6 protein-coding genes and 1 rRNA gene are annotated in these 15,695 nt (G+C 45.7%); 2 read left to right on the top strand and 5 right to left on the bottom strand.

Annotated features, from left to right (window positions below; all coding sequences use genetic code 11):
• Positions 1-4 precede the first annotated feature (4 nt).
• Entirely contained in the window at positions 5-973 is a 969-nt protein-coding gene (locus tag AC0S1O_RS07320) for a hypothetical protein (RefSeq protein WP_475393662.1), read from the top strand.
• On the opposite strand, the gene AC0S1O_RS07315 is transcribed toward AC0S1O_RS07320, so the two are convergent.
• The 4 genes from AC0S1O_RS07315 to AC0S1O_RS07300 form a co-directional block, all read right to left on the bottom strand.
• Entirely contained in the window at positions 970-2,103 is a 1,134-nt protein-coding gene (locus tag AC0S1O_RS07315; RefSeq protein WP_475393661.1) for a transglutaminase-like domain-containing protein, read from the bottom strand. The genes AC0S1O_RS07320 and AC0S1O_RS07315 overlap by 4 nt on opposite strands.
• Positions 2,067-2,786: a hypothetical protein gene (locus AC0S1O_RS07310; RefSeq protein ID WP_475393660.1), complete on the bottom strand. Its 720-nt coding sequence runs from the start codon at positions 2,784-2,786 to the stop codon at positions 2,067-2,069. Before AC0S1O_RS07310 ends, AC0S1O_RS07315 begins: the two co-directional genes overlap by 37 nt.
• A gap of 24 nt (positions 2,787-2,810) precedes the next feature.
• Positions 2,811-3,851, bottom strand: a complete 1,041-nt coding sequence (locus AC0S1O_RS07305) for a class I SAM-dependent methyltransferase (RefSeq protein WP_475393659.1) — start codon at positions 3,849-3,851, stop codon at positions 2,811-2,813.
• Positions 3,852-3,872: 21 nt separating this feature from the next.
• Positions 3,873-6,821: ribosomal RNA gene (locus AC0S1O_RS07300) — 23S ribosomal RNA — on the bottom strand.
• A 261-nt stretch (positions 6,822-7,082) separates the two neighbouring features.
• On the opposite strand from AC0S1O_RS07300, the gene AC0S1O_RS07295 reads away from it, so the two are divergent.
• On the top strand, positions 7,083-14,042 hold the full coding sequence (locus AC0S1O_RS07295; RefSeq protein ID WP_475393658.1) for a CARDB domain-containing protein: 6,960 nt from the start codon (positions 7,083-7,085) through the stop codon (positions 14,040-14,042).
• Position 14,043: 1 nt separating this feature from the next.
• Here the strand turns inward: AC0S1O_RS07295 and AC0S1O_RS07290 are convergent, their stop codons facing one another.
• On the bottom strand, positions 14,044-15,684 hold the full coding sequence (locus AC0S1O_RS07290; protein WP_475394486.1) for a type II/IV secretion system ATPase subunit: 1,641 nt from the start codon (positions 15,682-15,684) through the stop codon (positions 14,044-14,046).
• Positions 15,685-15,695 lie beyond the last annotated feature (11 nt).

Below are 15,695 nucleotides of genomic sequence, written 5' to 3'. Positions count from 1 at the left end.
ATTTATGGTGGTGGATTTAAGGGAACTGCTCAAAAGGATATTCGCGCTTGAGGGTGCTGAGATTTTGGATAGGGAGCCCTATGATTACATATGGGCTCGTAACGAGGAAGGCCTTGAACTCATATGTTTGGAAGATTCCGTGCAGGTGGATGGAGAGTACGTTATGTCCTTCGCCAGAAAGACTGAGCAGATTCACGCATCCAAGACCATAATATGTCTGAAGGGCTGCACGTCAGACGCTTGGGAGGTGGCGAGGAAATTGAAGATAGATCTCCTGGATCGGCAGAGATTTGCCTATGGCCTGGGTATGATTCTTATTGAGATTTATGAGCAGGGTAAACTCAATGATCTTGAAATCCTGAGTGAGGAGGATGTTGAGGTGGAGGAATTTGAAACTGAGCAGGATGAGGACACTATTCCCATTTTCCTTGAAGAGGTTGATGAGGAGGGCGAGGAGAGGATCATCAAGCCGATAGTTATGCCCGAAAAGGCTGAGGAGATTGCGAGAAACTATATTCATGGGTTTCACCAGGAACTTGTTCTCCTTCCCTATTTTCTTTTTGAATACTCTCTTGAACTTCTGATTGAGGGTACCATGCAGACCAAGAGTGTAAAGGGAGTGCTTGCCGTAAATGCAATAAATGGAAAATATGATCTCTGGAAAAGAGGATACGAAACAACAACAAGAATTAACTTGGAACATCGTAAAATGGAACCTAGAGTGGGGCTTGAAGAGGTAAGAAGCCATGTTGAAAGCATCCTTGAGGAGCAGTATAGTCGGGAGGAAGAGGTAAAGATAGAGGGTGAAAATGTTACAATTATTGAGAAGAAAAAGACAAGGCCCAAAAAGGGAAGCATAAAGGCTCATTTTATGGGTCTTTATTATTTGCCCCTCTGGGTTATAGAGGGCAAGAGGGGTATTTTAACAATAAACGCTGCCACAGGAGAAATAATAAAAGAAAAAATGTATTAAAATCTTATTATTATGATGAAAATTGCCAGAATCACTATAGCTATTATGAACAGAATAAGCCACGAGGGAAACTGTGAGCCGGGTACTGGAATATTTATCGTTCCTGTTTGATTCGCATAGAACACGTTTATTTTTTCGCTGTACTGCAAATTGCTGTAATACCCTCTTATGAACGAATAGAAAGCATTTAAATGCTGACTGTTTCCGTCGTCAACCCATTCTGTGATTCTATCTGCACCGCGTTTTAGAAATCCAATGTAGTATATGTTCCTGTGTCCAACTTCTTCAGTTGTATCTATGTTCACTCTAATGAGTCCGTTCTTGGTGGGTACAACGGTGCCTATCCATGCATGTGGTCCCCAAGTGCCTTGCACGTACACAAGCCCGTATTCCACCCATGCGGGAATACCAATACTCCTTGCCATGGATACAAATACAAATGAAAGTTCATCGCAATCTCCGTACCTGTTGTTCCAGGTTTGAATTGCCGTATTGGGTGCTCCACTGCGCTCTGAGTTGTACCTGAAATTTTCCACAATTATATTGTAGATTGTTCTTAATTTTTCAAGAACCGTGGTATCGTTTCTGGTGTACTTTTCTGTTATATCTTTGAACGCATAGGGTGTTATTACTGTCTTCGTCACGTATTGATGCATTTGCCTGTCATATACCCTTATGGATTCGTTGTGATCGTACTGATTTTTCAGAGATTGGGGTATGGCATTTACATCCAAGCTATCCTTGATGTTCCAAACCTTTGCAACCACCGTGCCCTGATAGAGAAGGGTTATCTTGGAAGAGCCGCTCAAATTGTACTGCCAGAGGGTTTTATTGTACTCATTTATCACCGATTTTTTCAGTCCAGAGAGATCCTCAACCTGCACCTTCTGAAACTGATTGTTGTATGGTACCGTGATATTCAGGGTGTATGTGCCCGTGGCTTCTATGTTTATCACCCTCTCGAATTTGAAGGTCATCTTCGCTGGAATTTCCATGCTCTCCAGAGATGGAGGGTGCTCTACCAGATTCGTGATCGTGGGCAAAAACATGTACAGGATCAGAAGAAAAATCACAACTGCGACCACTTTGGCGATTACTCGCCCCTTACTTTTTTTCTTTCTCCTAGCCATTTTAATTTTACCTCCCTTGGGATTACATTAACAAGTACACCTTTATAAACTTTAAAGTAAAGGTATGGGATCGCGATAAAGAATCCGAAAATATAGTAAATCGGGTTCATGTTCCAAACCAACGGGAGAAGGGTTAGGTTGAAAATGATCATTATTCCCATGCTCTTTAGGAGAGCTCCCTCTCCCTCTTTTTTGAATATTCCGTACCCGAGAATTGCCCCTGTGGATGCGTGGATCGCTGCAATACCTGTTGAAAACAGGAAGAATGAGGTTATTCCGATAATGTATTGGGTATCATTTAAATTTGCATATCTCAGATACTGGTATGTTATTGCCACGGCCCAAAGGGCGCTTATTCCCAGTCCGAGAGCGAAGCCCTGATAGGGAAGTTGATAATTTCCTCTTTTTTTTGGAATATTCAGGTATATGTATTTCAGGCTCTCGGTGAATATGGCGAAGAATATAATGAACATTATTGACAGATCAAGGTAGGCCCCTACAGAGTATTTCAGTATGAGAAAAAATATTGCAATGAGCACACCCATTATCCATCCGAGGAAATAGTTCCAGAACATCTGCTTCTCATTGAAGAGCCCTTCAAGTTTTCCCCATGCAAAATACAGAATTCCAAAGGATGGAACGAACCCAACAATGGTGGCTACGAGGAATGGCACATCAGGCATAGTGACGTATATTCCAAGGCTTACTTAATCTTTTGGAATTGCCCTAGCATCCACCACAACGTGCCATATGTGCGGTGCGTAGGACTTTATTCTTTTCTTTCTGAGTATCTCCACCCCAAAACCATTTTTTTTACCGTAGTATTTCAAATTTTGTTCAGGCTTCCACTTGAGCTCCTCTGAGGTGAAGGTATCGTGATAGTGAATAATGCCCCCACTTTCTTTGAGAACCTGAAATCCAAGATCCAGAAATTTATCCGTATGTATGTAACCAAGTATCACCCTATCCGCCATATGCATGGGGGCCACTTCCCGGTTATCTCCAAGAATGGGAATCACATTTTTTATGGAGTTCAATTTCAGATTTTCAATAAGGTACCATATTGCCACAGGATTTTTCTCACAGGCATATATCTTCTTTGCTCCCCCATACTTTGCCAGTGGTAATGTGAAGTATCCAATTCCAGCAAATAAATCAACAATTATTTCTCTCTGCACGTTTATCCTTCCCATTCTGATCCGCTCATCAACGTTTCCCGATGAAAACATTATCCTAGCAATGTCAAGTTTGTACCTTATACCATTTTCAATGTGCACAGTTTCTGTATCGTTTCCATACAGGATCTCTACCTTGGGTTTTCTCAGTTCTCCCTCTGTGCCAATATAAACTGCAACGGTTTTGGCTTTTAGAACCTTTGCAAAGGCCTCGCCCACAATTTTGCCCCTTTTTTTGTACTGGGGGAATGGAGGAAGAAGAATTACATCCCCTATCTTCTCCCAGAAATCTGGAATCTTTATCTCGTTACCAAGGATTTTTTTTATTTTTTTGTATGGGGGAATTTTCCTCTCTCTTGCTGGAAGGGAAAAATCCTCCGAGCCATCTATTTTTCTTTTAACGGGGAAGATTATGAAATCTCCCTCTTCCACAATGGACCATCTATCATCTAAAATTCCTTCCTTGATGAGTTTTTTTCGAACTTTCTCCGCATCTTTTTTTCTTACCCTTATGGCATAAACCACAAAGAAATATGGAGTTACACAATAAAATATTTTTGAATGGCCAATCATACGCACTCCTTTAGCATGGACCGGAAGGTAGCTTTGGGCGTTAGTAACCCACAGGCTGAACACCTCGCCTCCGAAGAGGCTCGGTGCTTACACCCGGGCTCTATCAAACCCCTCTTTTAGGGGTGCCCTCAACGGCGCCTCGTTTCAGGGACCGCTTCGTGCTTAGATGCTTTCAGCACTTATCGGTACACGGCGTGGCTGCCCGGCAATGCCTTGCCAGACAACCGGTAGACTAGAGGCCGCGAAGCCCCGTTCCTCTCGTACTAGAGGCTCCTTCCCCTCAGGCGCCGAACACTCCCACGGAAAAGCAACCCTACTGTCTCGCGACGTAGTGAACCCATCTCACGATCCCTTTTAATGGGCGTACAGCCCCACCCTTGGCAGCTGCTGCACCGCCAGGATAGGGAGAGACGACAACGAAGTAGCAAGCCTCCGGGTCGATGTGAACTCTTGCCGGAGACAACTCAGTTATCCCTAGGGTAACTTCTCTCTTATCACCCGCCCCCATCGGTGAGGACTGGGTGGTTCGCTAGGCCCTGGTTTCCCATCTCGGACCCTTGTTGTGCGGATCCGAGTCAAGCCGGCTTTTGCCCTTGCACTCTACGGGGGATTTCTGACCCCCCTGAGCCGACCTTTGGGGGCCCTTGTTTCCTTATCGAGGGCGTGGCGCCCCACCCAAACTGCCCACCTACCGGTGTCCCCGCAGCGCGGGTTAGCGGTATCGCTGGAGAAGGGCGGTGTTCCATCGGCGCCTCCACGGCCCCCGGAGAGGCCGCTTCGACGGCTCCCGCCTACCCTCTGCATCCCCAACAATACCGCAACGGCAGGCTGCAGTAAAGCTCCACAGGGACTTCGCTTTCACGTGGGAGAGACTGGATTGTGCACCAGTGCATCGGTTTCAGGGGACTCGACCCGGGGACAGTGGGACCCTCGTTGGGCCTTCATGCAAGCCGCCAATTAAGCGGCGAGGTATTACGCTACCTTAAGAGGGTCATAGTTACCCCCGCCGTTTACCGGCCCTTCGCCCCGTTGTACCGGGGTTTCAGGTACCGGCACTGGGCAGGCTTCAGCCGGTGTACGCACCCTTTCGGGCTTGCACCGACCTATGTTTTTGTTAAACAGTCGGAGTCCCCTAGTCACTGCGACCTACCTCTTCGCGAGGTAGGCACCCCTTCTACCGAAGGTACAGGGCTAATTTGCCGAATTCCCTCGGGTCGATTAGCCCCACACGCCTTAGGCTTCTCACCCAGGGGCACCTGTGTCAGTTCTTGGTACGGTCGTGGGCTTGACCCCAACGGACTTTTCACGGGCTCCAGGCATCAGCCAAACCTCCCCTAGGAAGGCCCATCACGCCTTCACTCCCTTCTCCGCATTACGCGACTCCGGGAGTTTCAACGCTTGGATACCGCGGCGACGGTACTTGGCCTAGCCCGAAGCGTCATCCGCTGGGCAGAACACCCACGGGGCCGGAATATTAACCGGCTTCCCATTCGGTACACTCCTGTTGGGGTGCACCTTAGGACCGCCTAACCCTCGGCTGACGAACGTTGCCGAGGAACCCTTAGCCCCTTCGGCGAAGCCGATTCTCACGGCTCTTTGCTCCTACTCCCGCCAGGATTCGCAATGCCGCGCGATCCACGTCTGCTCACGCAGGCGCTTCTCATCCCGCGGCACGCCCCCCTACCGCATCGCCTCTCGGCGGCAGTGGGTATCGGTGGCCGGCTTAGTCCCGTCCATTTTCGGGGCCCATGACCTCGGCGGGTGAGCTGTTACGCACTCTTTAAAGGGTGGCTGCTTCTAAGCCAACCTCCCCGCTGTCTTAGGCCATGGACGCCCTTTACATGACACTTAGCCGGCACTTTGGGACCTTAACCCACCTCTGGGTTGTTTCCCTCTCGGGCGTCAAGCTTATCCCGACGACCCTAACTCCCTCCTTCTACGGCGCCGGCAGGTTCGGAGTTTGAAAGGGAGCTGGGGGCTCTCGCCCCCTGGGCACCCAATCAGTAACTCTACCCCACCGGCTACCTCCGGAGAGGTCTACCTGCGGGCAGTCTCGGGGGGAACCCGCTAATGCCGGCCTAGATTGGCCTTTCACCCCTAGACCCAGGTCAACCGAGCGATTTGCACGTCAGCACCGGTTCGGTCCTCCACCTCCCTTTCGAGAGGCTTCAACCTACCCAGGCCTAGATCGACCGGCTTCGGGTCTCCCTCCGCCGACTCCGGGCGAGCACACCCCGCCCCTGACCCCATAGCGGGGCTGCGGGCATGTTGCTTTCGCTACGGTTACGCGCCTTCGCGCTTAGCCTCGCCGACGGACGGAACTCCCTGGCCCGTTCTTCAACACGGACGATGGGACGACGGTCCATCCCAGCTACGGGACTTCTTCCCTTTCTCGCCCCATCAGGTTGTCACCACCTGGTTTCAGGCTCTTTTCACCCCGCTTCCGCGGTACTTTTCAGCTTTCCCTCACGGTACTAGTTCGCTATCGGACTCGGGGTGTATTTAGGGTTGGATGCCAGATGTCACCCAGATTCCCGCGCCATATCCAAGGCACGGTACTCGGGATACCCAACCTCGTGGCCACCAGACTTACCCCTACGGGGCTTTCACCCTCTACGGCGCCTCTTTCCAGAGGACTTCGGGTTCGCCTGGGAGGCGTTGGGTCGGGTCCCACAACTCCACATCTCCCATGCTTTTCGGCACAGGATTCGGTTTGCCCTGGTCCGTTTTCCCTCGCCGGTACTCACGGAATCCCTATTGGTTTCTTCTCCTCCGGGTACTAAGATGTTTCAATTCCCCGGGTTCCCCCTCCCATGAGGGAGTGGCCGCCGTAACGGCTAGGAGGTCCCATTCGGAAATCCACGGATCTCAGGCTCCATACGCCTCCCCGTGGCGTATCGCCGCTGGGCACGTCCTTCTTCGGCACCCGAGCCAAGCCATTCCCCAGGTGGCTTATGGTGCTACCTTCCAGTCCATTATGCCGGAGTGCGTGTGATTGGCCTCATCGATCGTGAGATCTAAGCCCTTCCCCGATAACCGCGTTATCGGGTGCATCTTAAAAGCGCAATTTGTGGTATAGTGAACTTGTATTTAAGGGTAACGGATTACTTATTTTTTGCTTATATTAACTTTTTTGCAATGCATAATATTGTGCTCTGGCACACAAGTAAGGTATATATAGTTTGGTATCTATAACTCTCATAATGGTCTACGGCCGCAGGAGGTGCGAAGATGATAAGATCGTTTAAGGTTATGAGCGTTTTAGTTGTGGTTATTATGATATTCGGTGGCTTTGGCTACCTTTTGGCTGGTTCTGGAAGTGCCGGGAATGTGTCAGGAGGAGAAGTTGCTGTACACCCACATGTGTCTGATGTTGTAAATCCCCAACCCTTCTTGAGGGCTACAAATAGCGATACTGTTTACATCACTGGAACTTATATAATAAATAGAACCACGGTGGATCCTCTTACTGGTAAGAGGGGCAGATACGGTTTTGATGCGAATGTTGTGGTTACCTCCACAGGTAAATTGGTTGTGGAGAATGCCACTCTTTACTTCATGTCTGATGTGAATCACCGGTACTCTCTCACAGTTGAGGGAAGCCTGTATTTTTACAATGTTACATTTACCATAGCCCATGGATTGATCCAGCCGTACTATCCTTTCAATTTTGATATAAAGGGTCCCAGTGCTGGATATGTTAAGATTGTCAATAGCAGAATGCTGTTTCCTGGATGGTTTAACGTTACCAATAGGAATGGTAATGTTTTGATAGAAAATACCACCTTCAATAGAATGCCATCATCACCATCGGATACCCCTGCACCTCCTGCTTATGGCCCAACTCCATATTTCCTCGACTCTACTGTTTACATTTACAAAAGCAGATTTGAGAGCCTGTTTTCAAACAACACCGGTGGCTATGGTTTGGCCGGGTGGATAAATGATACCGCATCATATACAGCCACATCCACTTCTGGAGTTATAATATCAAATTTTGGGGAGAACCCGATATCTTTGTATGGTAATTATTGGAACTATGCTATCTTGAAAGGTGTGAAACTTCAGATAGAATATAAAAATAAAACAGGTTATGATAGTTCCTCCTATTTCATTATGAAATATGATAATAAGCTTCTTTTAAATGTGACTCTCACTGCTGGCAGAGGCGTTAGTAAATTGAATAATTTCATTGACGTGCAACCATATGATATAACACCCAATGAATTTTATCAGAAATTATTGAATGGGGATATAAGGGTGTATGTAACAAATACAACAAATTCAACAGTTACTATAAAAAAAGTGTCCTTCTCTGTTGAGATTGAGAAGAACCTTTTGAAATATGGTATTAATAAATTCTCCTTCAATGTGATAGGTTCAACTCTGTATATGAGGGATGTTTATGTTGATGTTGATTTCTCGTCTCGAGTTAATTTGGGTGTAAATCATCATATGTTTTATGTTACTAAGAGTTCTGAAATTTATGCTCTGAACTTAACTGTCAATGATACGGCAACATCTCCAAGGTATGATACTGCGTTTTTGATAAGGGACGGCAATTCTGAGGTTTACATTCTGAGGTATGGTGTTACTGAGGTATATTTCAAGAACGTTCCCATAGATGGTCTGAGTGTGGTTGCCACTCCATATCCTGTTGATATAAACGACAATTCAGCGCTGGTCTCTGAGATCATAAATGTGATTCAGAGATATACGGCGAGTACCAAGTATGTTGGAGATATGGGTATGAAAAATGTTGAGGTTAGCGGAAATGAGGTATACGGGACTACAATTAATGGGATTGCGATTCTTCCTCTCGTGTCGGATATAATCAATATGACTGAGGAACCCAACAGCAAATTCGTGGGTATTTACAAGGTGAGTGTTGAGAATGCCACCAAGACCTTTTATAGGGGAGAAATAGGTTTAGGTTATTACCCCTGGCTTTTGAGTTCCAACAACACCCAAACTCTATATGTGGATCTTTCAAAGTATAAGGATGTGGATTTAGAGGTAAGTGGTTTGAGTGTAGTTAATAAGGAGCCGTACTTACCGGGCAGGGAGGTAAATATCAGTTTTGACGTTAAGAATTTGGGGAGTGATGTGGCGAATGGAAGTGAGATATACATATACGTGAACGGTGAGATATACGGAAAGTATGTTATAGGAGATATAGAGGGAGGAAAAGTTAAGCATTTAGAGTACAGCATCAATGGTAGTATGTTCAGTAGCAACGGCAAGTACAACATCAGTGTAGAGGCCGTGCAGGTATGGGATTACAATCTGGGTAACAATGAGAAGAGTGTAAACATAAATGTGGGGAATGTAGAGGTAAGTAAATGGGAAGTAGGTAAGGCGATAAGGTACCACTGGGTGTGGGTAAACGTCACGATAAACTCAGTATATGCGTGGAGCGATGTAGAGGTATATCTGTATTTAGACAGAGAGGGCAACAGGATAAACAGCACGGTAGTGAATTTAAGTGCGGGGAACACACATATAAGTTTCAGGTGGTATGTAGATGTAGATTCAGGGGCGCATACATTCCTTGTGTATTTAGGTAACGGGGTAGAGATAGGGAAATACAGTTTTGGAGTGAATGAGGATGTAGATTTAGGAGTAAGCAGTTTAAAGGTTCTGAGTGAAGGTCCGTACGTACCGGGCAGGGAGGTAAAGATAGAGGTAGAGGTAGAGAATCTGGGTAAGGACACGGCTGTGGGAAGTGAGATATACATATACGTGAACGGCAATTTGTACAAGGTCTACGATATAGGGAACATAAGCGGGGGAGAGAGTGTAAAGGTAGATTATGTGATAAACGGGAGTGCATTTCAGGGGAACGGCAAGTACAACATCAGTGTAGAGGCCGTGCAGGTATGGGATTACAATCTGGGTAACAATGAGAAGAGTGTAAACATAAATGTGGGGAATGTAGAGGTAAGTAAATGGGAAGTAGGTAAGGCGATAAGGTACCACTGGGTGTGGGTAAACGTCACGATAAACTCAGTATATGCGTGGAGCGATGTAGAGGTATATCTGTATTTAGACAGAGAGGGCAACAGGATAAACAGCACGGTAGTGAATTTAAGTGCGGGGAACACACATATAAGTTTCAGGTGGTATGTAGATGTAGATTCAGGGGCGCATACATTCCTTGTGTATTTAGGTAACGGGGTAGAGATAGGGAAATACAGTTTTGGAGTGAATGAGGATGTAGATTTAGGAGTAAGCAGTTTAAAGGTTCTGAGTGAAGGTCCGTACGTACCGGGCAGGGAGGTAAAGATAGAGGTAGAGGTAGAGAATCTGGGTAAGGACACGGCTGTGGGAAGTGAGATATACATATACGTGAACGGCAATTTGTACAAGGTCTACGATATAGGGAACATAAGCGGGGGAGAGAGTGTAAAGGTAGATTATGTGATAAACGGGAGTGCATTTCAGGGGAACGGCAAGTACAACATCAGTGTAGAGGCCGTGCAGGTATGGGATTACAATCTGGGTAACAATGAGAAGAGTGTAAACATAAATGTGGGGAATGTAGAGGTAAGTAAATGGGAAGTAGGTAAGGCGATAAGGTACCACTGGGTGTGGGTAAACGTCACGATAAACTCAGTATATGCGTGGAGCGATGTAGAGGTATATCTGTATTTAGACAGAGAGGGCAACAGGATAAACAGCACGGTAGTGAATTTAAGTGCGGGGAACACACATATAAGTTTCAGGTGGTATGTAGATGTAGATTCAGGGGCGCATACATTCCTTGTGTATTTAGGTAACGGGGTAGAGATAGGGAAATACAGTTTTGGAGTGAATGAGGATGTAGATTTAGGAGTAAGCAGTTTAAAGGTTCTGAGTGAAGGTCCGTACGTACCGGGCAGGGAGGTAAAGATAGAGGTAGAGGTAGAGAATCTGGGTAAGGACACGGCTGTGGGAAGTGAGATATACATATACGTGAACGGCAATTTGTACAAGGTCTACGATATAGGGAACATAAGCGGGGGAGAGAGTGTAAAGGTAGATTATGTGATAAACGGGAGTGCATTTCAGGGGAACGGCAAGTACAACATCAGTGTAGAGGCCGTGCAGGTATGGGATTACAATCTGGGTAACAATGAGAAGAGTGTAAACATAAATGTGGGGAATGTAGAGGTAAGTAAATGGGAAGTAGGTAAGGCGATAAGGTACCACTGGGTGTGGGTAAACGTCACGATAAACTCAGTATATGCGTGGAGCGATGTAGAGGTATATCTGTATTTAGACAGAGAGGGCAACAGGATAAACAGCACGGTAGTGAATTTAAGTGCGGGGAACACACATATAAGTTTCAGGTGGTATGTAGATGTAGATTCAGGGGCGCATACATTCCTTGTGTATTTAGGTAACGGGGTAGAGATAGGGAAATACAGTTTTGGAGTGAATGAGGATGTAGATTTAGGAGTAAGCAGTTTAAAGGTTCTGAGTGAAGGTCCGTACGTACCGGGCAGGGAGGTAAAGATAGAGGTAGAGGTAGAGAATCTGGGTAAGGACACGGCTGTGGGAAGTGAGATATACATATACGTGAACGGCAATTTGTACAAGGTCTACGATATAGGGAACATAAGCGGGGGAGAGAGTTTAAAGGTAGATTATGTGATAAACGGGAGTGCATTTCAGGGGAACGGCAAGTACAACATCAGTGTAGAGGCCGTGCAGGTATGGGATTACAATCTGGGTAACAATGAGAAGAGCGTAAACATAAATGTGGGAAATGTAGAGGTAAGCGCTTGGAATGTTGGGACTCCTGTGAGGTATCGTAGTATATGGGTAAACGTCACCTTGAATTCTGCATATCCTTGGAACAACGTGGGTATATATCTGTATCTAGATAATAGGACAATGGTGATAAACAGTACCGTAACAAATATAAATAAAGGGCTTACAGAAATTTCATTTGGGTGGTATATATCTGATAATGTTTCAGCAGGTTCCCATACTCTACTTCTATATCTCAGCAACGGCGTGTTCTTGGGTAGCTTTTCCATAGATGTAAAGAGAGATATTGATCTTGCAGTTTCCTCTGTAAGCATCACACCAAGTCAGGTTTACATAGGGGAAACTTTAAGCATTAATGCCAGTATTGTTAACTTCGGAAAGGAAGTTCCAGAGTCGGCGATGGTTTACATTAATATTTACGATCCCCTTGGAACATTGGTTCAAAATAAGAGTTTTGCCTATCCTTCAACGTATGCTCTGTCTTTTGTTCCCAACATGGTGGGGGATTACAGGGTAGAAGTCAAGGTAGTTGCCTCAGGAGATTACGTATCCTCAAACAACGTGATGAGCAAGGTATTCACTGTGTATGCCGAGCCTTTCACTCTATCCATAAGTGCTGGCAATGAGTATGTGAATGGTACAAATATAGTAGTGAATGTTACTGTGACAAGCAATGTTGATGCAAATGCATCACTTGTACTCTACATCCCATCGTGGAATTTAGCCCTTAATCCTATAACTCCGAAGAATCCAGTTAATCTGAAGGCAAACACTCCCTTGGTTGTTGGATTTCTTATTCAAAAAACCTTCTATCAGAGATATCTAAGGGGTAAGGCTTCCATCAATGTTGCCTATCAGATAAACATTACCTCCGATGTTACAGGAAATGCCAAGTATGTACATCCCGGGAAGGAATTCGTGATAAAGGAGAAAACCAATTTTGTGCTCTCATCACTCCTTATAACGCAGGGCGAGAAACAGGTATCCACAGTGGCAGAGGGTGTGAAAATAAGCATTCACTTCATTGTTAGAAATTATGGCGGCTTGCCTGGAGAGCTTAACTATGTCATTTTGGACAACGGCAAGCCATTGATATGGGGCAAGGCTGGAACCCTGGCACCTGGCAATTACAAGGTAATATTTTACAATTACACTGTAACCTCGCTTGGAATCCATAACATTGAGGTTAAGGTAAATCCAAACGGTACCATTCAGGAGAGCATTTATGGGGACGATGTGGCAGTTAAGAAACTCAATGTCATTATGCCAAGTTTGAAGATCATAGTTACAAGTTATTCTCTTGAGCACAATACAAAGGTTTATGTTGGAGACACACTGGTTGTGGTGGTGAAGATAATAAATATGAATGCCACCGAATCTCAGGGCAGAACAGTATATATGAAGGGGGTGAAAGTTCAGCTAATTCTGACTGGTGGATTGGGTACATATACCCAGACAACCAATGCATACGGGCTGGCAATATTCCACATTAAGGCCACTGCTCCTGGAACATACAGTCCCCAGCTGCAACTGACCTACCAGGGCTATTCGGAGAAGTACACACCCTCTGGGATGGCCATAAATGTGGAGAAGAAACCATTTACCTTACCCTGGCTCTGGATTATAATAATAGTAATTGTGGCTGCCATTGCAGGGTTCTTCCTCTACGGTTACATCACATTCAAGAGGGAGGCTCCAGAATACATGGTTTGTGGCAATTGCGGGCATCTGATACCTGCGGATTCTGAAAAGTGCCCGTACTGTGGTGTGGTGTTTGAGAAGGAGAAGGTCAAGTGTCCAGAGTGCGGCTCTTGGATTGATGAAGACTCCAAGTTCTGCCCTGTTTGCGGTACAATATTCATGCCACCTGAGGATCCAGATTTCAAGAAGTATGAAAAATTGAAGGAGAACTATGAGAAGTACATCGGCAAGTACAAGGAAGAAGCAAAGAAGTACATAGGTGAAAAGTTCACAACGGAAGAGTTCTTTAAGTGGTGGAAGACCCATCCTGAGTTCATATCCTTCCTTGAATGGGTAAAGAGGCAGGAGGAGAAAATTGAGGGTGCCACAGTGAGATGCCCGGTATGTGGATCCTTGAATCCAAAGGGCGCGAAGATTTGCAGAGTTTGCGGATCACCTCTTCCTGTATTCGAGGAAAAGGAGCAGGAGGAAAAGAAAGAGGAAGGTAAGAAAGAAGTGCCAGTGATACCCAAGGAAGAACTTGAAAGACTCAAGAGACCTGGTGTGGTAACAGTTGAAGAGTGGGCCAAGAGAAAACATGTGGAAAAGGAAGAAAAAGAGGAAAAGAAGACGGAGGATACAGAAAGCAGCAAAAAGGAAGAGAAAGAACCAGAGAAAAAGGAGAAGAAGGAAGAAAAGCCGGTGGTTAGGAAGAAGATAATAAAGAAGGTAATCGCAAGGAAGGAGAAAGAGTGAATCACTTCTGAGACAATACCTCTTCCACTCTTTTTAACACATCCTCTGGATTTTTGTAATAAGCAGCCACTATTCTGGCCACATCTCTGTAATATCTCACGCCGAGTTTCTCCATATATTCCAGGATTCTCTCCCTTCTCTTAACCTCCAGTTCCATTCTCCTCTGGGTCCACCCTTTGATTATGGCTATTTTTTCATATATGTAACTGTGTCCACTGTAATTGAAGGTATCGTCTGCCGGGTTCCATGTGTAAGCGTTGTTTGTGATTATCTCATTTGTCTCCGGATCTATTCCTACAATCTCCGTTATGGATTTCACCCTTCTGGTCATTGTTGTACCCACCTTGACCTGCGCTTGTAAAATCACAATATCCAGTGCGGCTATAAGGGCTCTTGGAAGGTTTATTGGAGCATTCTCAAATCTGTGAACCATTGACTTTATATCATCTGCATGGAACGTGGTGTAGCATGTCTTTCCAGTGGCCATGGCCTGAAACACCGTGTATGCTTCGGGACCTCTGACCTCTCCAACCATTATGTAATGGGGTCTCTGCCTCAGTGCGGCTTTCAGAAGATCAAACATGTCTATCTCTCCCGGTTTCTTGCCCGTTACTGGATTTGGTTCTCCAAGTCCCTCTCTGGTAAGTGAGGGAATCCAGTTCTCGTGGGGGAGGTTGAGTTCCCTTGTATCCTCAATGGTGGCTATTTTCATATTGGGAGGTATGAACAGAAGTATTGCATTAAGCGTGGTTGTTTTTCCGCTTGCCGTGCCCCCGCATACGATTATGCTCATTCCATTTTCAACGGCGAGCCACAGGTACGCCATCATCTCCCTGCTCATTGTTTTGAATCTTATTAGATCCACAGGAGTAAAAGGATTGGGTTTGAATCTCCTTATCGTGAAGGAAGACCCCCTCTTTGTAACGTGTTTTCCCAGAGTGGCCTGCAATCTTGAACCGTCAGGGAGGGAGGCATCAACCATTGGCATGGATATTGATATGTGCCTGCCCGATTTCTGCACGATCCAAATCACGTAGTTATCCAGTTCCTCCTCCTTCTGGAATTTGAGGTTTGACCTAATTGATCCGTACATTCTGTGATATATGTAAATGGGAATATTCACGCCATCGCACGATATATCCTCTACTTCCCCGTCGTGCATGGGTACCTGCACAGGTCCGTATCCCAGAAAATCTCTGTAAATGTAGTACTTGTACCTCTCCCACAAAATTGGATCCACCGAAATTTGAAGTTTTTTGGCCACCTCTTCCGCCATTTCAAAAAGATACTCCTTTTTCTCCTCTTCAGTTTCAAAGTTTTTCAGTTCCAATATCTCAATCATCTCGTCCTTTATCTTTTTCAAATTTTCCCAGTCTTCGTCGGTCATTGGCGGCTCTATAACCTCGTAGATGTACTCGCTTGTGAGATTATCATACAGGATCCTAACGTAGGAGTAGGGTTCTTCTATGGGATTTACCTCAATTTCCCTGATGTTTGAGGAACTTATTGGGGGTATGGGGGTTATTTCGCTACCCAGATACTGCCTCTTTGCAGGCTCTTTAACCTTCAGATTATCTGGCTTGAACACAGGTTTCATCAGGTTCACAATCTTCAATTTTGCAGGTATCTCCTTCTTGGACATTGCCAATTTTA

The sequence above is a fragment of the Candidatus Aciduliprofundum sp. HYA1 genome, assembly GCF_056175085.1.
The sequence above is the reverse complement of the archived record's forward strand: the minus strand, read 5'-3'. Positions and strand labels throughout refer to the sequence as shown.